This window comes from Raineyella sp. LH-20 (assembly GCF_033110965.1).
In the GTDB taxonomy this organism is placed as follows: domain Bacteria; phylum Actinomycetota; class Actinomycetes; order Propionibacteriales; family Propionibacteriaceae; genus Raineyella.
Genome location: NZ_CP137003.1, coordinates 1,359,221 through 1,378,969, shown reverse-complemented (window position 1 = coordinate 1,378,969; position 19,749 = coordinate 1,359,221). Strand labels below are relative to the sequence as shown.

Here is a 19,749-nt window from a genome sequence, read left to right as displayed (position 1 = left end):
GGGATGTCCTTTGCGCTCAGTAGTCGAGGGATCGGTCGACGGCGTCGAGGATGCGGTCCAGGTCGGGCAGTTGGTGGCGCTCGACCTTGCTCGGCGGGTAGGGCACGTCGAAGCCGGTGACCCGCAGCACCGGCGCCTCCAGCGACCAGAAGCAGCGCTCCTGGATCCGGGCGGCGACCTCGGCGCCCAGGCCGAGGGTCTGCGGTGCCTCGTGCACCACGACCAGCCGGCCGGTCTTGCGTACGGAGGCCTCCACCGGCCCGAGGTCGAGCGGGGACAGCGTCCGCAGGTCGATCACCTCGATGTCGGTGCCCTCCGCGGCCGCGGCGTCGGCGGCTTCCCGGCAGGTGGTCAGCGTCGAGCCGTACGACACGACGGTGACGTCGCTGCCCGGACGGACGACGGCCGACTCGAAGAGCCCGCGCGGCGGCGCGGCCGGGTCGACCTCGCCCTTGACGTGGTAGCGCCGCTTCGGCTCCAGGAAGATCACCGGGTCGTCGGCGGCGACGGCCTGCTGGATCATCCAGTACGCGTCGTGCGGCGTCGACGGGCTGACCACCTTGAGGCCCGGGGTGTGCACGAAGTAGCTCTCCACCGACTCCGAGTGGTGCTCGATCGCCCCGATCCCGCCCTGGAACGGGATGCGTACGACGACCGGCATCGGCAGCCGCCCGCCGCTGCGGGAGTGGATGTGGGCCAGCTGGGTGGTGATCTGGTTGAACGCCGGGAAGACGAACCCGTCGAACTGGATCTCCAGCACCGGGCGCCAGCCGCGCATCGCCATCCCGATGGCGGTGCCGACGATGCCCGACTCGCCCAGCGGGGTGTCGCGGACCCGGTCGGCGCCGAACTCGTCGAGCAGTCCTTCGGTGATCCGGAAGACCCCGCCGAGCGTGCCGACGTCCTCGCCGGCCAGCACCACCTTGTCGTCGGCCGCCATCGCGGCGCGCAGGCCGGCGGTCAGTGCCTTGCCGAAGGTCAGCGTGGTCGGGGCGTCGAGCACCGGCGCGCGACGGGCGGCCTGGGTGCCACGGGGTGGCGGGGTCATCGGCGTCCCTCCTGCTTCTCGGCGTGCTCCTCGAAGGAGGCCGCGTACGCCCGGAAGGCGTGCTGCTGGTCGGCCAGCTCCTGGGTCTGTTCGGCATAGACGACGTCGAACCAGTCGGCGAAGTCCGGCGGATCGAGCGCGATCGTCCGGGCCCGCAGGTCGGCGGCGAACGCGTCCGCCTCGGTCTGCAGCGCCGCCAGCCAGCCGTCGTCGATCGCCCCGACACGCTGCAGGTAGGTGCGCACCCGGTCGATCGGGTCCTTCGCGCGCCAGCGCTCCTCCTCGGCGTGGGAGCGGTACTTGGTCGGGTCGTCCGAGGTGGTGTGGGCACCCATCCGGTAGGTGAACATCTCGATCAACTGCGGCCCCTCCCCCGACCGGGCCTGGTCGAGCGCGGCCTCGGTGACCGCCTGGACGGCGAGCACGTCGTTGCCGTCGACACGTACGCCAGGGATGCCGAACCCCTCGCCGCGGCGGGCGAGCGGCACCACGGCCTGGCGGGTGGACGGCACCGAGATGGCCCACTGGTTGTTGGTCACCACGAAGACGACCGGGACGTGGTAGCTGGCCGCCCAGACGAGCGCCTCGTTGACGTCGCCCTCGGAGCTGGCCCCGTCACCGAAGAACGCCAGCACGGCCGCGTCGTCGGGGCCGCCGGCGCCGGTCGCCCCCTCGGCCTGCAGGGCCATCGCCCAGCCGACCGCGTGCAGCGGGTGGGAGCCGATGACGATCGAGTAGTGGTTGAAGCGGGTCGCGATCGGGTCCCAGCCGCCCATGTCGACGCCACGCCACAGCGACATGATGTCGAGCGGGTCGACCCCGCGGACCAGCGCCGCGCCGTGTTCGCGGTAGGAGGGGAAGCACATGTCGGCCGGCTTCATCGCTCGCATCGTCCCGGCGCCGACCGCCTCCTGACCCAGGGTCGGCGGCCACAGCCCCAGCTGGCCCTGCCGCTGCAGAGCGGTGCCCTCGGCGTCCAGTCGGCGGGTCAGCACCATGTCACGGAGCAGCTGGGCGATGTCCGCATCGGTCCCGCCGTACGCGTGGTCGGGGTCGGTGACGCGGACACCGTCGACGCCCAGCAGGCTGATCATCCGGACCTCGGTGCCGTGCGGCGTGGCCCGTCCCGATGCCCCCGATGGGGTCGCCCGCCCGTGTCGGGCAGGGGTCTGCACGGCCATGAGGCCTCCTTCGTACGTCCGGCAGCCCGGAAACCTACGTTTCCGTAGCCTTGTTTGGGAGCGACCTTACGCGACCGTAGGTTGCCGAGTCAGGAAGGGGGTGCCACAGAATGTCCCGAGTCCCTGTTGGCGGATCTCCACAATCACCGACCCCACCGTTCCGTGATCCGGATCACGTCTGTCCCCATCGTGACACCGGCGGGCGCCCGACGGGGAGCGATGCTGACGATTCCGCCCGCCCGACCGGATCCAGCCCCGTACGGGCACCGTGGCATCCCACCGGTTAATCTGCAGACATGGAGACCCCTGCGCCCGCGACCGCCCCCGTCCCCGCTGAGGAGACCATCGCGAGCGGCGGTCACCGTCGGTCCGGACACGTCATCGTCGTCGGCGGCGGGGTCGCCGGGCTGGTGACCGCCCGGGACCTCGCCCGGGCCGGGGTCCGGGTCTCCGTGATGGAGTCCTCCGACCGGCTCGGCGGCCAGGTCAGGACGATCGACTTCGCCGACCGCCGGGTCGACGTGGGTGCCGAGGCGATCCACGCGACACCGCCGCACCTGTCCGCCCTGCTCCGCGAGCTCGGCCTGTGGGACGCGCCGCTCGGCTCGCACCAGGGACACAGCCTGCTCGGCCACCCGCGCGGTGCACAGCCGATGCCGGCCGGCCTCGGACCCTCCGGGCCGACCCGGATCCGTCCGGTGCTGGAGTCGGGCATGCTGTCGCTGCCCGGGCTGGTCCGCGCCGGCCTGGAGCCTCTGCTGGCGAAGCTCACCCCGCCACTGGCGCCCGACCAGGACATCAGTGTCGGCGACTTCCTTGCCGGCCGCTTCGGCCATGAGGTCGTCCGCCGGTTCGTGGACCCGATGTTGGGCAGCCTGCACAGCGGTGACGTCTACCGGTTGTCGCTGCGCGGCACTGCCCCGCAGTTGGTCGCCGCCGCGGAACACCGGACCTCGCTGATGCGTCGCAGCGCCCCGCGGCCGACGACGAACGGGCCAACCTTCGTCAGCTGGGCCGACGGCCTGCAGACCTTCGTCGACGCCCTGGCCGCCGACATCGAGGGGCACGGCGGCCGGATCGCCCGCGGCATCGCGGTGCGCGAGATCGTCCGGGCCGGTGGACGCTGGCAGGTGCGGACGTCCGAGGGCGGCTTCGAGACCGACGGCGTTGTGCTGGCCACCCCCACCCCGGCGACCATCACCCTGCTCTCCCCGCTGACCCGCGCCGCGGAGACGCTGCGGGAGCAGCGGTTCGCCTCCGTGGTCAACGTCCTGCTCGCACTGCGGGCCGACCAGGTCTTCCAGCACGACGCCGGCGACCGGTTCCCGCTGCGGGCGACGCCGGAGACCAACGGCATCCTGATGCCCTCCGACGCCCCATGGACGATGAAGGCCGCCACCTTCCTCGGCACCAAGTGGCCACACCTGCGTCGCACCGCGGACGGGCGGGACGACAACGCGTTCCTGGTGCGGGTGTCGGCGGGGCGGGTCGGTCTGCACGTCGTCGACGGGCTCGACGACGAGGAGCTGACCGCCCGCCTGCTGGACGATCTGCACCGCATCACCGGGGTGCACGCCGACGTGCTCGACTCGACGGTGATCCGGTGGCCCGCGATGCCGCAGTGCGAGGTGGGTCATCCGGCCCGGGTCGCCGCGCTGCGGGCCGAACTGGCCACCGCGTACCCGCGGCTGGCGCTGGCCGGCGCCGGGGTCGACGGGATGGGGATGGCCGCGGTCGTCCGTTCCGGTCAGGCGGCCGCCGCCTCGCTGATCGCCGCGCTGTCCTGATGGCCGGCCTGCTGGTCGCCGGGACGTCGTCGGACGCCGGCAAGTCGCTGCTGGTCACCGGACTGTGTCGCGCCGCGGCGCGGCGGGGCGTCCGCGTCGCGCCGTACAAGGCGCAGAACATGTCCAACAACTCGATGGTCGTCGCCGGCCCGGACGGTCGCGCCGGGGAGATCGGCCGGGCCCAGTGGCTGCAGGCACGGGCCGCTCGGGTCACCCCGACCGTCGACATGAACCCGGTGCTGCTCAAGCCGTCCACCGACCGCCGTTCGCACGTGGTGCTGCGCGGGCAGCCGTACGGCACGCTGGAGGCCGGCGAGTACGCGCACGGCCGCGGTGCGCTGATCGAGGCGTCCCGTGCGGCGTACGAGGCGCTCGATGCGACGTACGACCTGATCGTCTGCGAGGGCGCCGGATCGCCCGCGGAGATCAACCTGCGCGAGGGCGACTACGTGAACATGGGGCTGGCCCGGCACTTCGGGCTGCCCGTCGCCCTGGTCGGCGACATCGACCGGGGCGGCATGCTGGCGGCGGTGTACGGCACCTGGGGGCTGCTCGAGGAGGCCGACCGTACGCTGCTCGCCGGCTACCTGGTGAACAAGTTCCGTGGTGACGTGGCGGTGCTGCGGCCCGGCCTGGAGACGCTGACGCAGCGCACCGGGCTGCCCTGCTTCGGCGTGGTGCCGTGGCTGTCGGGGGTCTGGCTGGACAGCGAGGACACCCTGCTGGTGGGCACGCCGACGGCGACCGCGCGTGACACCGGGCCGCGGCTCACCGTCGCGGTCGTCCGGTTGCCGCGGGTCTCCAACGCCACCGACATCGACGCACTGGCCGCCGAACCGGGCATCGACCTGACGGTGACCACGCGCCCGGACGTGCTGGCCGCGGCCGACCTGGTGGTCGTGCCGGGCAGCCGCTCGACGGTCGGCGACCTGTCCTGGCTGCGGGAGACCGGCATCGGCGCGGTGCTCGAGGCCCGCGCCGCGGCCGACCGGCCAGTGCTGGGCATCTGCGGCGGCTACCAGGTGCTGGGGCGTACGATCGCCGATCCCGACGGGGTCGAGGCGAAGCGGACGACGGCTCCGGCAGCGGCCGGCGGGACCGGTGCCGACCGCGCCCACGCGACCGATCCCGACCGCTCCCACGGGAACGATCCCGACCTGATCCGCGGGCTCGGACTGCTGCCGGTCGACACCGTGTTCCGCGCCGAGAAGTCCCTCGGCCGACCGACCGGGACCTGGCACGGCCGTACGGTCACCGGATACGAGATCCACCACGGCGTGGCGACGGTCGCGGACGGGGCGGAGGGTGCCGGCGTCGAGCCCTTCCTCGACGGCGCCCGGGCCGGGGCGGTGTTCGGCACGATGTGGCACGGGACGATGGAGGACGACGCGTTCCGCCGGGCCTTCCTGACCGAGGCGGCCGAGGTGGCAGGGGCGACGTGGCGGCCGGATCCCACGGCGCCCGGTTTCGACGCCCGCCGCGAGACGATGATCGACACGCTGGCCGATGCGGTGGAGGAACACGCCCCGGCGCTGCTGGACCTGGCGCTGAGTCGGGTCGACTGAGAAACGCCCGCTGGACAGCCCTGGACTCGCCGAGTATTGGTTGAACGCTGCATTATTCGGGCGCTGCCTTTTGGGCGCTGCCTTAATTGGCCACCGCCTACCTGCCCTGCACTGTCGACCGTCACCTGAGGAGTCCCGATGTCCCGGATCACCACCGCCGCCTGGTCCCGCCCGGAGGCGGAGCGCCCCGGCACCACCCTCGTCGTCGCCCTGCACGGTCGTGGCAGTGACGAGTCGTCCATGCTCGCCCTGGCAGCGCTGCTGCCCGAGTCGGCCACCCTGGTCGCTCCGCGCGGCCCGATCCCGGTCGGTGGCGGCTGGACCTGGTTCGAGAACAAGGGCATCGGCCGTCCCCTGGAGGCCTCCATCAAGGAGACCGCGGCGGCCCTGCTGGCGTGGCTGGCGACGGTCGAGCAGGACCACACCCGGGTCGTCCTGCTGGGCTTCTCCGGCGGCACCGCGATGTCGGGCGGCTTGCTGTTCAGCGCCGCCGACCGGTTCGCCGGCGCGGTCCTGCTGTCCGGGACGCTTCCGTGGGACGCGGGCCTGGACGCGCCGGAGGGACTGCTGTCCGGGATGCCGATCTTCTGGGGCAACGATCCCGCCGACCCGGTCATCCCGGCCGACCTGATGTCACGCAGCCATCGGTGGCTGGTCGAGGACTCCGGCGCGGCCCTCGAGGACCGCAGCTACCCGGGCATGGGCCACGGGATCAGCGCCGAGGAGGCCCGCGACATCAGCACGTTCCTGGGGCGGGTCGCCGAGGACTGAGGTCCGAGGTCCGGCCCTACCAGACGGCGGGCCGACCGGCCCACTGACCCCGGCCGACGACCCGATCCACGGGTGGCAGGATGACCCCCATGGTCAGCACAATCTGGGTGATCGGCATCGGCACGGGCGATCCGGGCCTCGTCACGTACGAGGCGGCGGAGGCCCTCCGTACGGTCGACGTCTTCCTCGTCGCCGACAAGGGCGAGGTCAAGCACGATCTGGTCGAGGCCCGCCAGGCCCTGTGCGAACGCTTCATCGGCGACTCCCACCCGTACCGCTTCGTCGAGGTGCCCGATCCGCGCCGCGGGCCCGACGCCGAGCGTGACACCGCGGCGTACACCGAGGGGGTCCGGGACTGGTACGACGCCCGGGTCCGCGCGTACGCCGACATCATCGAGGGGCTGCCCGCCGACGCCCAGGTCGGGTTCCTGGTGTGGGGCGACCCGGCGTTCTACGACTCCACCCTGCGCGTGGTCGACCGGCTGCGCCCGGTGTGCGGCCCCTTCGACGTACGGGTGATCCCCGGCATCAGCGCCCCGCAGCTGCTGGCGGCGCGGCACGCCATCGCGCTGAACCGGATCGGCACCTCGATCCACGTCACCACCGGCCGCCGGCTGGTCGAGGAGTACGTCCCCGACCTCGGCGACGTCGTCGTGATGCTGGACGGCTACCTCACCTGCCGCGAACTGGTCGACCGCTACCCCGACCTGACCATCTACTGGGGTGCCTATCTCGGCGGCCCGCACGAGGTGCTGCTCAGCGGACGTCTGGCCGACGTGATCGACGACCTGGTGGCGCTGCGGGCCAGGCTCCGCGAGGAGCACGGCTGGGTGATGGACACCTACCTGTTGCGCCCCTAGTCGCCCGGTCCAGGGACGACGAGATGAACCGCGACGAGCACGCCAGCGACAGGCGTCCGATCGAGCCGGAGAGGCGCCCGGGACGTCCGGCCGACCCCGAGGTGCGCGCCTATCGGCTGCGCGATATCCGGGAGCAGTGTCACCTGACCCAGGTCCGGGTCGCCGAGCACCTCGACGTGAGCCAGAAGCGGGTGTCGCGCATCGAGAGCGGCGACATCGAGCACACCCAGGTCGACACGCTTCGCCGTTATGTGGCGGCGATCGGCGGGAAACTCCGCGTCGAGGTCGAGATCGGCGACGAGACGTTCAGGATCGCCTGATCGCCGGCCGGACTCCTCGGATCACCGGCGAAGGCCCACCCCCAGGTCGGTCCGAGGAAAGCCCAGCCTTACCGTGGGGCGGTGGACACCTCCGACCCCGATGCAGAACCGCCGTTCGACGAACACGAGCACGAGGATGCCCTGGAGCCGCGCCACCTGATCCGCCGCTCGGACGTGGTGCTCCGCGCCGGCATCATGATGCTGGTCGCCGGCACTTCCGGCCTGCGGGTGCGCGAGGTGATGCAGGCGGTGGCGCGTACGGTCGGGATCGGCCGGATCAGGGCGCAGGTGACCTACACCGACATCGTCCTCACCGTGCAGCGGCGCGACATCTTCCGCACCCAGGTCGCCGAGATCAGCGCGCCGGGCGTGAACGCCCACCGGATCGCGATGATGCAGGAGCTGGCCCACAGTCTGCCGTCGCGCGCGAGTGTGGCCGAGGTCAACGCGATGCTGGACGACGTCGAACGGACCCCCCGGCTCTACCCGACCTGGGGGCTGGTGCTGCTCGTCGCGCTGGCCTGCGGTTCGGTCACGGTGCTCAGCAACGGCGGGTGGCGCGAGGTCCTCGCCGTGCTGCCCGCCTCCGCCCTGGCGTACTGGCTGCACCGTACGCTCAGCCGCTGGCAGCTCAACCACCTGGCTGTGGTGATGGCCTCGGCCGCCACCGCGACCGGACTGTACGTCGGCTTCACCGACCTGCTCGACCTGGCCCTGGGCGGCCCGAGTGAACGGATGGCGGCCGGGCTGGTCTGCGCGGCGATCTTTCTGATCCCGGGTTTCCCGCTGGTCACCGCCGGCCTCGATCTGACCCGGATCGACCTGGTGACCGGCATCCCGCGCCTGATGTACGCCGCGATGGTGCTGCTGGCGATGGCGATCGGCGTGTGGGGCGTCGCGACCCTCAGCGGTGTCTCCCCCGCCGCCGTGCCTCCGCTGGCCGGCGACCCGGTGGCCGTCTGGGCGGCCCTGCTGGCGGCGAGCTTCTTCGCAGTGTTCGGCTGGGCGACGATGTTCAACTCGCCGTGGCGGATGGCGCTGGCCTCTGCGGTCGTCGCGATCCTCGGCAACACGCCCCGGCTGCTGATGCTGCAGGCCGGCGTGAAGCCGCATGTGGCGACGTTCGTCGGCTGCTTCCTGATGGGACTGCTGTGCGCCGGGGCCGCCCGGCTCTTCTCGATGGAGAAGATCATCATGACCGTCCCGACCGTGCTGGTGTCGATCCCCGGGTCGGCCGCGCTGCGGACGCTGCTCTACTTCGACCAGGCCGACGTCGTCCAGGCGATGCAGAACGGCGTGTCGACCCTGCTCGTGGTGATCGCCATGGTGGCCGGGCTCTCCGGCGCCCGGATGCTCACCGACCCGGAGTGGGCCTTCACCCGCGCCGATCCGCCGACCACGTGGCATCTGGTGGGGCGGATCCTGCGGCATCACCGGGAGCACTGACGTCAGGGTCGGCCCACCGATCTCGTACGCGACAGGAGTGGCCACCGCAACACGAGCCGAATCTGGGGTCACTCCTCCAGATCGCCCTCCACGTCCAGGTAGACCTGCTGCATCCGGGCCAGCAGCTCGGGGTCCGGCTGCTCCCACAGGCCGCGGTCGGCCGCCTCGTGGAGCTTCTCGATGATCCCGTTCAGCGCCCACGGGTTCGCGTGCCGCAGGAACCGCTGGGTGTCCTCGTCCAGCACGTACGCCCCGGCCAGTTGCTCGTACATCCAGTCGTCCACCACCCCGGCGGTGGCGTCGAAGCCGAACAGGTAGTCCACCGTCGCGGCCAGCTCGAACGCCCCCTTGTAGCCATGGCGCTGCATCGCGGCGATCCAACGCGGGTTGACCACCCGGGAGCGGAACACCCGAGCGGTCTCCTCGGCCAGGGACCGGGTACGGACCGCGTCGGGCACCGTCGAATCACCGACGTACGCCTTGGGATCGGCGCCGGTCAGCGCCCGGACCGTGGCGACCATGCCGCCGTGGTACTGGAAGTAGTCGTCGGAATCGGCGATGTCGTGCTCGCGGGTGTCGACGTTCTTCGCGGCGACCTGGATCCGGCGGTAGTTCGTCTCCATGTCGTCGCGGGCCGGTCGGCCGTCCATGTCGCGGCCGTACGCATACCCGCCCCAGGTGGTGTAGACCTCGGCGAGATCGGCGTCGGTGCGCCAGTTGCCCGCCTCGATCAGCGGCAGGATGCCGGCGCCGTACGATCCGGGCTTCGAGCCGAAGATCCGGGTGGTGGCCCGGCGCTCGTCGCCGTGCGCGACCCGATCGGCCCGGGTGTGGGCGCGGACGTAGTTGTCCTCGTCGGCCTCGTCGAGCCCGGCGACCAGTCGCACCGCGTCGTCGAGCATCGCGATGACGTGTGGGAAAGCGTCGCGGAAGAAGCCGGAGATGCGTACGGTCACGTCGATCCGGGGGCGGCCCAGCTCGGCCAGCGGCACCACGTCCAAGCCGGTGACCCGCCGGGACGCCTCGTCCCAGCGGGGCAGCACGCCCATCAGGGCGAGGACCTCGGCGACGTCGTCCCCGGAGGTCCGCATCGCCGAGGTGCCCCAGACCGACAGGCCGACCGACTGGGGATACTCGCCGGTCTCCTCGCGGTAGCGGGTGACGACCGACTCCGCCATCGCCGAGCCGGTCTCGTACGCCAGCCGGGACGGGATCGCCTTCGGGTCGACGGAGTAGAAGTTCCGGCCGGTCGGCAACACGTTGACCAGGCCGCGCAGCGGCGACCCGGACGGGCCGGCCGGGACGTAGCCGCCGTCGAGGGCGTGCAGCACCGCGTCGATCTCGCCGGCCGTGCCGAGCAGCCGGGGGACGACCTCCTCGCAGGCGAACCGCAGCGACGCGGCCACCACGGCCCGGTCAAAGGCCGAGACCGTGGCAACGGCCCGAGAGGCCGCACCGTCCGCGGCGGCCGTGGCATCCGCGGTGTCCACGGCGGTCTCACCGTCCGCGGCGCCCAGCACCTCGGCCACCACTTCGTCGACAGCCGCCACCTCCCAGCCGCGCGCGGCCAGCCCGGCGACCAGCGCATGTGCCAGCCCCTCCACCCGGTCGACCTCGGTCAGCGCCGCATCGTCGGCGAGACCGAGCGCCCGGCGCAGCCCCGGCACAGCGTTCACCGCACCGCCGAACACCTGGCCGGCGCGCAGCACGGCCAGCACCAGGTTGATCAGTTCCTCCCCTTCGGGCACCCGGCCGAGGACGTGCAGGCCGTCGCGGATCTGCACGTCCTTGATCTCGCACAGCCAGCCGTCGACGTGCGCCACGAAATCGTCGAAGGCATCCCCTTCGGGACGGTCGTCCAGGCCGAGTTCGGCGTCCATCCGGGCGGCCCGGATCAACGTCCAGATCTCCGCCTGCAGGGCCGGGGCCTTGGCCGGGTCCATCGCCCGTACGTTGCCGTACTCGTCCAGCAGTTGCTCCAGCCGGGCGATGTCGCCGTACGTCTCGGCCCTGGCCATCGGCGGGATCAGGTGATCGACGATCGTGGCGTGGGCGCGCCGCTTCGCCTGGGTGCCCTCGCCGGGATCGTTGACCAGGAACGGGTAGACCACCGGCAGCGAGCCCAGCGCCGCGTCGGGCCCGTCGGCCGCGGACAGCGCGAGGTTCTTGCCGGGCAGCCACTCCAGGTTGCCGTGCTTGCCGAGGTGGACGATCGCGTCGGCGCCGAAATCCTCGGCCAGCCAGCGGTAGGTCGCGAGGTAGTGGTGGGTCGGCGGCAGGTCCGGGTCGTGGTAGATCGCGATCGGGTTCTCCCCGAAGCCGCGCGGCGGCTGCACCAGGATGACCACGTTGCCGGCGCGCAGGGCGGCCGAAACGATCTCGCCGTCCGGGTCGCCGGAGTCCGGGCTCGTACGATCCACGAAGAGCTCACCCGGCGCCTGGCCCCAGGCCCCGGTGACCGCCTCCCGCAGTCCGGCGGGGAAGCCGGCGAACCACTCCCGGTAGCGGGCCGCCGGGATCCGGATCGGCTGGCCGGACAGCTGCTCGGCGGTCAGCCAGTCCTCGTCCTGGCCGCCGGCCGCGATGATGGCGTGGATCAGCGCGTTGCCGCGGGTGGTGTCCTCGGTCTCCCCCGCGGGCACGGCGCCGACCCGGGCCGCCAGATCGGCGTACGCCTCGGTGCCGGGGATGTCGCCGGGCGCACCGAGGTCGTAGCCGGCCGCCCGCAGCGCCGCCAGCAGCCGGATCAGCGAGACCGGGGTGTCCAGGCCGACGGCGTTGCCGATCCGGGCGTGCTTGGTCGGGTAGGCCGACAGCACGATGGCGATCCGACGCTGGGCGGGCGGGATATGCCGCAGCCGGGCGTGGTGGACGGCGAGTTCGGCGACCCGGCGGGTGCGCTCCGGGTCGGCGACGTAGTGCGGCAGCCCGTCGGCGTCGGCCTCCTTGAAGGAGAAGGCGACGGTGATGATCCGCCCGTCGAACTCCGGCACCGCCACCTGCGAGGCGACGTCCAGCGGCGTCATCCCCTCGTCGGAGGCGGCCCATGCCGCCCTGCTCCAGGTCAGGCAGAGTCCCTGCAGGATCGGCACGTCGAGCCGGGCCAGCGCGTCGACGTCCCACGATTCGTCATCCCCGCCGGCCTGGGCGGTCGCCGCGCGGGTGCCGCCGGCGGCGAGCACGGTGGTGACCAGGGCGTCGTACGTCCCCAGGTGCGCCAGCAGATCGGCCGGAGCCTCCCGCAACGAGGCGGCGAAGATCGGCACCCCGGTCCCGCCGGCCGCGTCGATCGCGTCGGCGAGTGCCTCGGCGTACGCCACGTTCCCCGCAGCCCACTGGGCCCGGTAGAAGAGGATGCCGATCCGCGGCCGGGGGCTCGGGGCGTCGGTGCCGGCGGGCGACCCAGCCGAGCCGGGGGACGCAGCCGGCTCCACCTCCCGCAGCACCCCCCAGAGCGGCTGCTCGGCCGGCGGTTCGAAGCCCTCCCCGGTCAACAGCACGGTGTCGGACAGGAAGCCGTGCACCTGCCGCAGGTTCTCGGCGCCGCCCTGGGCCAGGTAGACGTGGGTCTGCGCCGCGACCCCGATCGGCACCGTCGACAGCGCCATCAGGGCGGCGTCCGGGCGCTGTTCACCGCCGAGCACCACCAGCGGCCGGCCGGCGGCGCGGGCGGCGGCGTACGTCGCCGGCAGCTCCTGGGGGCCGCCGAGGAAGCGGAAGACGATCAGATCCGCGGCCGCGGTCAGCCGGGCCACCTCGGCCTCGTCGGCCCGGGTCGGATTCGCCCAGACCCAATCCGCGCCGCTGGCCCGGGCGGACAGCAGGTCGGTGTCGGAGGTGGACAACAGGGCGATGGTCGTCACGGGATTCGGGCTCCTCGGCGGGGGGGGTGGACCTGTTGGTCACGACGGGCGGCCGCCCTCTCGGCGGGCCGCGCTCGCGGCGCGGACGGGCTTTTGCGACCCGCGGATGTGATCCGCGGCACGCCCGCCCAGCCTAGCCATCCCGGCACCCCTCGGCCCGCGGCAGACGACCGCCGCGCAGACCTCGTCTACGGCGCACGTAGGATAGCGCCCATGAGTGACCCTCGTCCCCTGATCGACCGCTGCCCGGGGCTCACCCGACCGTTCCGGGCCAGCGACGGAGCCATTGTCCGCGTACGCCGTCCCGGGGGCCGGCTGCCCACCGCCGTCCTGCGTCACCTGCTCGGAATCGCCGAGCGGTGGGGTGACGGACGTGTGCAGGTGACCACGCGCACCAACCTGCAGGTCCGCGCACTGCCGATCGAGGAGGACGGCGCGGTCCCCGACGAGATCGCCGACGCGGTCCGGGCGACCGGCCTGATCCCGCCGACGCACGAGCTGGTCCGCAACATCCTGTGCTCCCCGCTGGGTGCGATCGACCTGCAGCCGATGGTCGCCGAACTGGACGAGGAGCTCCAGGAGATCCCGCTGCTGGAGCAGTTGGCCGGCCGCTTCATGTGGGCCTTCGACAACGGCACCGGCGACGTCGCCGGGGAGCCGTGGGACGTCTGCTACCAGGCGCTGGACGAAGAGCGCGGGATCGTCGCCCTCGACAACGGCCGGGCCTGGGAGGTCTCCCGCACCGATGCGGTGTCGACCATGCTCGCCCTGGCCCAGGAGGTCCAGTTGGCCCGGACCGAGACCGAGCGGCCGGTCTGGCACTCCCGCGAGCTGGCCTACCACCTCGGCGACGACATCCCTGACCCGACCGATCGGCCGCTGCAGGTGACCGGCCCGCTGGCGGTCGGAACGTACGGTGACGCTCTGCTGGCCGGTGTGCCGCTCGGGCTGTTCACCGCCGAGATGATCCGTGCCCTGCCGGTGCTGGCCGACGTCACGCTGACCCCGTGGCGCCAGGTGCTGGTGCCGGGCGCCGCACGGGACGCCGAGGCGTACGCCGCTGCCGGCTACGTCGTCGACGCGGCCGATCCGTGGGCGTCGGTCAGCGCCTGCACCGGCCTGCCGAACTGTGTGAAGTCCAGCATCGACACGGTGGCCGCGGCCGAACGGCTCGTCGAGGCCGCCCGGAAGGATCCCTCGTTGGTCCACCGCCCGGTGCACATCTCCGGCTGCGACCGCCGCTGCGGCAAGCCGCACGGGGAGCACGTCGACCTGCTGGCGCCGGCCGATCCGGCCGCCGCGCTGTCCGCGCTGCGGGAGGTGACCGTGGCATGACCATCCCCGCCCGTCCCCCGAAGCTCTACGACTACGACACCGACGGCGCCTCGATCTACCGGGCGTCCTTCGGGATGATCCGGGCCGAGGCCGATCTGTCCCGCTTCACCGCGGCGCAGTCCACCGTCGCGGTCCGGATGATCCACTCCGCCGGGGACCCGGCGCTGGCTCCGCAGATCGCCTTCTCCGACGGTCTCGTCGACGCCGCGCGCGAGGCACTCCGCGCCGGGGCACCGATCTACACCGACGCGACGATGATCGCCTCGGGGATCATCCGACGCCGGCTGCCGGCCGACAACGACGTGATCTGTGCCCTGCACGACCCTCGGGTGCTGGAGATCGCCACGGCCTGGCAGACCACCAAGACCGCGGCCGCGGTGTCCTTGTGGGACCGCCTCGAGGGGGCGGTGGTCGCCATCGGCAACGCCCCGACCGCGCTGTTCCAGCTGCTCGAGGTGGTCGCAGCGGGCGGGCCGCGGCCGGCCGCGGTGATCGGCATCCCGGTCGGGTTCGTCGGATCGCCCGAGTCGAAGCAGGCGCTGGCGGAGAATCCGTACGGTCTGGAATGGCTGGTCGTCCACGGTCGACGCGGCGGCTCGGCACTGGCCACGTCGGCGATCAACGCCTTGGCTCAGGAGCAAGAGATCTGACCGGGGCGAGGAGAATACACGGCGTGGGGTTCCCTTCAGTTGGATCGAAAGCCTAAGATCCGCACTGTGCCGAGTCTCGACACGCCCCCCGACAGGTCCCCCGGCCTGACCCGCCCCTACCGCGCCAAGGACGGCGGTCTCGTCCGCCTGCGCATTCCCGGTGGACGCATCTCCTCCCGGACGTTGCGGCAGCTGTCGGAGATCTCCGCGACGTACGCGGACGGCCTGCTCCAGCTGACCGTCCGCGGCAACATCCAGCTGCGGTCGATGGCGCTGGATTCGCGCGGGGCGATCAGTGCCGACGCGATCAACGCGTTCCTCGCCACCGACGTCGTCCCACTCAGCCACGAGCGGGTCCGCAGCATCCTGTGCTCCCCGCTGCCGTCGGAGAAATACCCGGACCTGCACCCGATGGTCGCCGATCTGGACGCGGCGATCCAGGCCGACCCGCAGCTGGAGGACCTGCCCGGCAGCTTCGTCTGGGCCCTGGACAACGGCCGCGGCGACATCGCCGCCGAGCACTGGGACCTGCTCTACCAGGCGGTCACCCCCGCCGCCGGCATCGTGGCCACCAACACCGGCGAGACCTGGGACGTGCTGGCCCGCCAGGCGGTGGAGACGATGACCTGGCTGGCTCAGGAGTTCGCCCGGCTGCGCGTGAAGGAGGACCCGCCGCCGCTGCACCCCTACCAGCTCGGTTTCCGCTCCCGGTCGAAATTCGGCGCGAAGCTGTCGGTGCAGCTCGGGCCGGGCTCATCCCGGCCGGTCCACCGCGGTCGGCGCCGGCTGGTCGGACCGGTCGGTGAGGACCTGCTGGTGGGGGTCCCGCTGGGCCTGCTCACCCCCGAGATGGTCGACGTGCTGCCCCGCGGCGAGGTCACCATCACCCCGTGGCGGCAGCTGCTGATCACCGCCGGGATGTACGACATGGCGTCCTTCCGGGCGGCCGGCTTCGCCATCGACCCGACCGAACCGTGGGCGCACGTGAGCGCCTGCCCTGGCACGATCGGGTGCGTCCGGACCGAGGTCGATACTCTTGCGATGGCCGAGCGCCTGGTGGACGCCGCCACGAACGGGCAGGTGATCCTCACCGAGGACGTGCACATCTCGGGGTGCGAGCGCCGCTGCGGCGCCCCCCGCGGGACGTACGTCGACGTGGTGGCCCCGCGCCACGTGGTCTCGGTCATCGATGCGATCGAGGAGAGGCGACTGATGAGCACGGACGAGGGCAGCACGGAGACGACCCGATGACGGCTGGCGTCGGGCACCTGTGGGGTGTCGGCGTGGGTCCTGGCGACCCCGAGCTGATCACCCGCAAGGCGGCCCGGCTGATCGCCGCGGCTGACGTGATCGCCTACCACTCGGGGCCGAAGGGCGACTCGATCGCCCGGCGGATCGCCGACGATCTGGTCCCCACGGGTGTGATCGAGGAACTGCTCCGCTACCCGGTGACCACCGGCGTCTCCGTGCACCCGCTGGGCTACTACGGCGAGATCGGCGCGTTCTACGACGCTGCGGCCGAGCGGCTGGCGGCCCATCTGGCGGCCGGACGTGACGTCGTGGTGCTCGCCGAGGGCGATCCGTTGTTCTACGGCTCCTACATGTATCTGCACGACCGGCTGGCCGACCGGTTCCCCAGCGAGGTGGTGCCGGGGGTCCCGGCCCTGGCCGCGGCGACCGCGGCGGCCGGCACCGGCCTGGCCCGCCACGAGGACGTCCTCACCGTGCTGCCGGGCACCCTGCCGGTGCCCGAGCTGGCCCGTCGGCTCGCGGACACCCAGGCTGCGGTGATCATGAAACTGGGGCGTACGTTCCCCGGTGTCATCGAGGCGCTGCGCCAGGCCGGCCGGCTGGCCGATGCCTGGTACGTCGAGCGGGCCAGTGGTGCCGACCAGGTGGTCGCCCGGGTCGCCGACGTCGACCCGGCCCGAGTGCCGTACATGTCGATGGTGCTGGTGCCCGGCCCGGACACCCGTGCGGACGCCGCCGGCCGGGCCACCGGCAGTGCCGTACGCCGGGATGCCGACGACGCCCCGGGATCGGACAGCGCCGACCGGATCGCACCGGCCGCACCGGCCGCACCGGGGCAGGACGCCGCCACGCACGCCGAAGTGGTGGTCGTCGGGCTGGGCCCGGGCCCGGACCACTGGCTGACCCCCGAGGCATCGGCCGCGCTCGCCTCGGTCGACCACATCGTCGGCTACGGGCCGTACGTCAACCGGGTGCCGCAGCGGGAAGGACTGCAGCGGCACGCCTCGGGCAACACCGTCGAGGTCGACCGGGCCCGGTTCGCCCTGGACCTGGCCCGGCGCGGTGAACGGGTGGCTGTGGTGTCCGGCGGCGATGCGGGCGTGTTCGGGATGGCCGCGGCGGTGTTCGAGGCGGCCGAGGACGAGGCGTACGCCGGCGTCCCGATCCGGGTGCTGCCGGGGGTGACCGCTGCCCAGGCGGTGGCTGCGCGGGCCGGCGCGCCGATGGGCGCCGACTTCGCGATCGTGTCGCTGTCCGACCGGCTCAAGCCGTGGTCGGTGATCGAGGACCGGCTGCGGCACATCAGCCGCGCCGACCTGGTGCTGTCCCTCTACAACCCGCGGTCCAAGGCCCGACCGGAGCAGCTCTTCGCCGCCCGCGACATCCTGCTCGACGAGCGGGGGCCGGAGACCGTCGTGGTGATCGGCCGCGACGTCGGCCGCGCTGGGGAGTCCCTGCGGGTGACCACCCTCGGGGCGTGGGACCCGGCCGAGGTGGACATGAAGTGCCTGGTGATGATCGGTGCCCGCTCCACCCGGGTGACGCCGGGCGGGCAGGTCTGGACGCCGCGGTTCGTCGAGGACTGAGCGGGGTAGGCAGTGGCCAGGTCGGCGGCGGTGTCGCCGGCCGCCGTCCAGACCACCCGCCAGATGCACCCCAGGTCGGGTGGCCGAGGGGTCCGGGCCAGGAATCCTGAGCCCGCACTGATCACAGACCGGCGTCGCGCAGCACCATCGCCGCCGACACGCGGTTGTCGACGCCGACCTTGGTGAAGATCCGGGTGACGTGGGCCTTCACCGTGGCCAGGCTCATCGCCAGCCTGCCGCCGATCTCGGCGTTGGTCCGCCCGGCCAGCAGCAGCCGGGCCACCTCGCGTTCCCGGTCGGTGAGGTCGGCGACCATCGCCACCGCCGTCGGGTCGGTCGTCGGGGCCGCGGTGGCCGCCCGGATCACCGTCGCTGTCACCGACGGCGACAGCACCGGCTCGCCGCGGTGGGCGGCTTTGACTGCCGCGATCATCTCGGTGGGGTCGGCGTCCTTGAGCAGGAAGCCCCGCGCGCCCGCCGCCAGGGCCCGCAGCACGTAGTCGTCGGTGTCGAAGGTGGTCAGCACGACGACGGCGGGAGCGTCGGCGCGGCCCTGGAGTCGTTGCAGCACGCCCAGCCCGTCCAGCTCCGGCATCCGTACGTCGAGCAGCACCACGTCGGGCCGCAGCTCGCCGATCCGGGCCAGCGCCTCCTCGCCGTCGGCCGCCTCCCCGGCGAGGGCGAGATCGACGTCGAGGCCGAGGATCATCCGCAGCCCGGTGCGGACCAGCGGATCGTCGTCGACCACCAGCACGGTGATCATGCCAACCCCTTCGTCATGCCAGCACCGTCCAGGGCAGCGAGGCGGTGAGTTCGTACCGCCCCTCCCGGATCCCGTGGGTGACCGACCCGCCGAGCAGCGCGACCCGCTCGGCGATGCCGACCAGTCCGAGCCTGCTGCCGGTCGTGTCGGGCGGGGCGAGGTCGGTCAGCGGATTGGTGACGGCGACGGCCAGCCGACTGCCGGAGCGCCCGGTCACCTCGACGGTGACCGGCACACCCGGGGCGTGCTTGCGCGCATTGGTGAGGCCCTCCTGGACGATCCGGTAGGCCTGCCGGCTGAGTCGGGGCGGCACCTCGTCGGCGACGACGGACAGGGCGAGGTCGATCCGCTGGCCGGCCTGCCGGTTGTCGGCCACCAGCCGGGGCAGGTCGGCCAGCGTGGGCTGGGGCGGCTCGGGCGGGGCGTCGGCGCCCCGCGGGCCTGCGGCGCGGTCGGTGCCGGGCGGTTCGCTGCCACGTACGCCCACATCTCCCCCGCCACCGCCTCGTACGCCAGGGGGATCCTCGTCGCGCAGATCGGCGAGGACGACCCGCAACTCGGCCAGCGCCTCCCGGGCGTTCGACTGGATGAGTCGCGCCGTCTCCCGGCCACTGTCGTCGACGGCCGTGTGGGCGAGGACACCCGCGTGCATCGCCACCAGCGAGATCCGGTGGGCGACCACGTCGTGCATCTCCCTCGCGATCCGGGCCCGCTCCGCCAGCCGCGCCTCGGCCAGCCGGGCCTCTTCTGCCGCGATCCGCGCCCGTGCCGTCTCCTGCTCGGCCCGCTCGGACGCGGCCCGGCTCACCTCCTCCTCTTCCTGACTGCGTCGCAGCCGGCCGGAGAGGGTGGCGATCACCAGGCCGGCGATGAGCAGCAGGAGTTCGAACCCGACCGCCGAGGAACGTACGGGTTGCCGAGTCACGACGGCGTAGACGGCCACTTCCACGACCTTGACCGCCAGCAGGCCGCCCGCCGACAGCAGGACCGGGACGAACCGGCGCATGCGGTGGGCGAGGCTGACCTGGGCGACCAGGACGGCGCCGGTGGCCGTGGCGGTCACCATCAGGCAGGCGCCGGTGAGGACGACCGTCGCGACCGGGCGCCGATGACGGAGGGTGAGGGCGGCGAGGGCCGCCAGCCCGGGCAGGCCGGCTACCAGCGCGAAGGTCCACCGATCGGGGCGTACGACGACCGGCGACAGGTAGTACAGCCAGAAGAGCACCGCGACCATCCAGCCGATCGCGGCGTCCTGCCGGGTGACCGCGGATGGACTGACCGCGGATGGACTGACCGGGGAGGCGGTGGACATGACCTGAGTCT

General features: G+C 72.7%; 15 protein-coding genes. 10 read left to right on the top strand and 5 right to left on the bottom strand.

Annotated elements, in window-relative coordinates; all coding sequences use genetic code 11:
* Positions 1-16: 16 nt before the first annotated feature.
* Both R0146_RS06025 and pdhA read right to left on the bottom strand, forming a co-directional pair.
* Positions 17-1,048 carry an alpha-ketoacid dehydrogenase subunit beta gene (locus R0146_RS06025; protein WP_317691958.1) on the bottom strand — a complete coding sequence of 344 codons (1,032 nt, stop codon included), beginning with the start codon at positions 1,046-1,048 and terminating at the stop codon, positions 17-19.
* Positions 1,045-2,142 carry a pyruvate dehydrogenase (acetyl-transferring) E1 component subunit alpha gene (gene pdhA, locus R0146_RS06020; RefSeq protein WP_411567189.1) on the bottom strand — a complete coding sequence of 366 codons (1,098 nt, stop codon included), beginning with the start codon at positions 2,140-2,142 and terminating at the stop codon, positions 1,045-1,047. Before pdhA ends, R0146_RS06025 begins: the two co-directional genes overlap by 4 nt.
* A 383-nt stretch (positions 2,143-2,525) precedes the next feature.
* Here pdhA and hemG point away from each other — a divergent pair, with 383 nt between their 5' ends.
* The 6 genes from hemG (at position 2,526) to R0146_RS05990 (ending at position 8,978) form a co-directional block, all read left to right on the top strand.
* A complete protein-coding gene (gene hemG / locus R0146_RS06015) occupies positions 2,526-4,016 on the top strand; it encodes a protoporphyrinogen oxidase (RefSeq protein WP_317691956.1) in 1,491 nt (496 codons plus the stop codon).
* Entirely contained in the window at positions 4,016-5,581 is a 1,566-nt protein-coding gene (locus R0146_RS06010) for a cobyric acid synthase (RefSeq protein ID WP_317691955.1), read from the top strand. Before hemG ends, R0146_RS06010 begins: the two co-directional genes overlap by 1 nt.
* A gap of 138 nt (positions 5,582-5,719) precedes the next feature.
* The gene (locus tag R0146_RS06005) at positions 5,720-6,352 is read left to right on the top strand and encodes an alpha/beta hydrolase (RefSeq protein WP_317691954.1); all 633 of its coding nucleotides are present in this window, start codon (positions 5,720-5,722) and stop codon (positions 6,350-6,352) included.
* Positions 6,353-6,441: 89 nt separating this feature from the next.
* A complete protein-coding gene (gene cobF / locus R0146_RS06000) occupies positions 6,442-7,212 on the top strand; it encodes a precorrin-6A synthase (deacetylating) (RefSeq protein WP_317691953.1) in 771 nt (256 codons plus the stop codon).
* A gap of 23 nt (positions 7,213-7,235) precedes the next feature.
* Positions 7,236-7,532 carry a type II toxin-antitoxin system RelB family anti-toxin gene (locus R0146_RS05995; RefSeq protein WP_317691952.1) on the top strand — a complete coding sequence of 99 codons (297 nt, stop codon included), beginning with the start codon at positions 7,236-7,238 and terminating at the stop codon, positions 7,530-7,532.
* Positions 7,533-7,613: 81 nt separating this feature from the next.
* Entirely contained in the window at positions 7,614-8,978 is a 1,365-nt protein-coding gene (locus R0146_RS05990) for a threonine/serine exporter family protein (protein ID WP_317691951.1), read from the top strand.
* 68 nt (positions 8,979-9,046) lie between these two features.
* Here the strand turns inward: R0146_RS05990 and cobN are convergent, their stop codons facing one another.
* Positions 9,047-12,841 (bottom strand): cobaltochelatase subunit CobN, encoded by a 3,795-nt coding sequence (gene cobN / locus R0146_RS05985; RefSeq protein WP_317691950.1) that lies wholly within the window; start codon positions 12,839-12,841, stop codon positions 9,047-9,049.
* 213 nt (positions 12,842-13,054) lie between these two features.
* Between cobN and R0146_RS05980 the strand changes: the two genes are divergently transcribed.
* The 4 genes from R0146_RS05980 (at position 13,055) to cobJ (ending at position 17,663) form a co-directional block, all read left to right on the top strand.
* Complete coding sequence (locus tag R0146_RS05980; protein WP_317691949.1) at positions 13,055-14,176, top strand: ferredoxin-like domain-containing protein; 1,122 nt, start codon at positions 13,055-13,057, stop codon at positions 14,174-14,176.
* The gene (locus R0146_RS05975; protein WP_317691948.1) at positions 14,173-14,826 is read left to right on the top strand and encodes a precorrin-8X methylmutase; all 654 of its coding nucleotides are present in this window, start codon (positions 14,173-14,175) and stop codon (positions 14,824-14,826) included. The genes R0146_RS05980 and R0146_RS05975 overlap by 4 nt, the downstream gene beginning before the upstream one ends.
* Before the next feature lie 66 nt (positions 14,827-14,892).
* Positions 14,893-16,077, top strand: coding sequence for a ferredoxin-like domain-containing protein (locus R0146_RS05970; RefSeq protein ID WP_317691947.1), 1,185 nt, complete (start codon positions 14,893-14,895; stop codon positions 16,075-16,077).
* On the top strand, positions 16,074-17,663 hold the full coding sequence (gene cobJ / locus R0146_RS05965) for a precorrin-3B C(17)-methyltransferase (protein ID WP_317691946.1): 1,590 nt from the start codon (positions 16,074-16,076) through the stop codon (positions 17,661-17,663). Before R0146_RS05970 ends, cobJ begins: the two co-directional genes overlap by 4 nt.
* Positions 17,664-17,784: 121 nt before the next feature.
* On the opposite strand, the gene R0146_RS05960 is transcribed toward cobJ, so the two are convergent.
* Positions 17,785-18,426, bottom strand: coding sequence for a response regulator (locus tag R0146_RS05960; RefSeq protein WP_317691945.1), 642 nt, complete (start codon positions 18,424-18,426; stop codon positions 17,785-17,787).
* A 13-nt stretch (positions 18,427-18,439) separates the two neighbouring features.
* A complete protein-coding gene (locus tag R0146_RS05955; protein WP_317691944.1) occupies positions 18,440-19,738 on the bottom strand; it encodes a sensor histidine kinase in 1,299 nt (432 codons plus the stop codon).
* Positions 19,739-19,749 lie beyond the last annotated feature (11 nt).

What these genes read in the sequence shown, in the direction of transcription:
- R0146_RS06025 (WP_317691958.1), bottom strand. Translation starts at nt 1,048, where the DNA reads ATGACCCCGCCACCCCGTGGCACCCAGGCCGCCCGTCGCGCGCCGGTG.
- pdhA (WP_411567189.1), bottom strand. Translation starts at nt 2,142, where the DNA reads ATGATCAGCCTGCTGGGCGTCGACGGTGTCCGCGTCACCGACCCCGAC.
- hemG (WP_317691956.1), top strand. Translation starts at nt 2,526, where the DNA reads ATGGAGACCCCTGCGCCCGCGACCGCCCCCGTCCCCGCTGAGGAGACC.
- R0146_RS06010 (WP_317691955.1), top strand. Translation starts at nt 4,016, where the DNA reads ATGGCCGGCCTGCTGGTCGCCGGGACGTCGTCGGACGCCGGCAAGTCG.
- R0146_RS06005 (WP_317691954.1), top strand. Translation starts at nt 5,720, where the DNA reads ATGTCCCGGATCACCACCGCCGCCTGGTCCCGCCCGGAGGCGGAGCGC.
- cobF (WP_317691953.1), top strand. Translation starts at nt 6,442, where the DNA reads ATGGTCAGCACAATCTGGGTGATCGGCATCGGCACGGGCGATCCGGGC.
- R0146_RS05995 (WP_317691952.1), top strand. Translation starts at nt 7,236, where the DNA reads ATGAACCGCGACGAGCACGCCAGCGACAGGCGTCCGATCGAGCCGGAG.
- R0146_RS05980 (WP_317691949.1), top strand. Translation starts at nt 13,055, where the DNA reads ATGAGTGACCCTCGTCCCCTGATCGACCGCTGCCCGGGGCTCACCCGA.
- R0146_RS05975 (WP_317691948.1), top strand. Translation starts at nt 14,173, where the DNA reads ATGACCATCCCCGCCCGTCCCCCGAAGCTCTACGACTACGACACCGAC.
- cobJ (WP_317691946.1), top strand. Translation starts at nt 16,074, where the DNA reads ATGACGGCTGGCGTCGGGCACCTGTGGGGTGTCGGCGTGGGTCCTGGC.
- R0146_RS05960 (WP_317691945.1), bottom strand. Translation starts at nt 18,426, where the DNA reads ATGATCACCGTGCTGGTGGTCGACGACGATCCGCTGGTCCGCACCGGG.
- R0146_RS05955 (WP_317691944.1), bottom strand. Translation starts at nt 19,738, where the DNA reads ATGTCCACCGCCTCCCCGGTCAGTCCATCCGCGGTCAGTCCATCCGCG.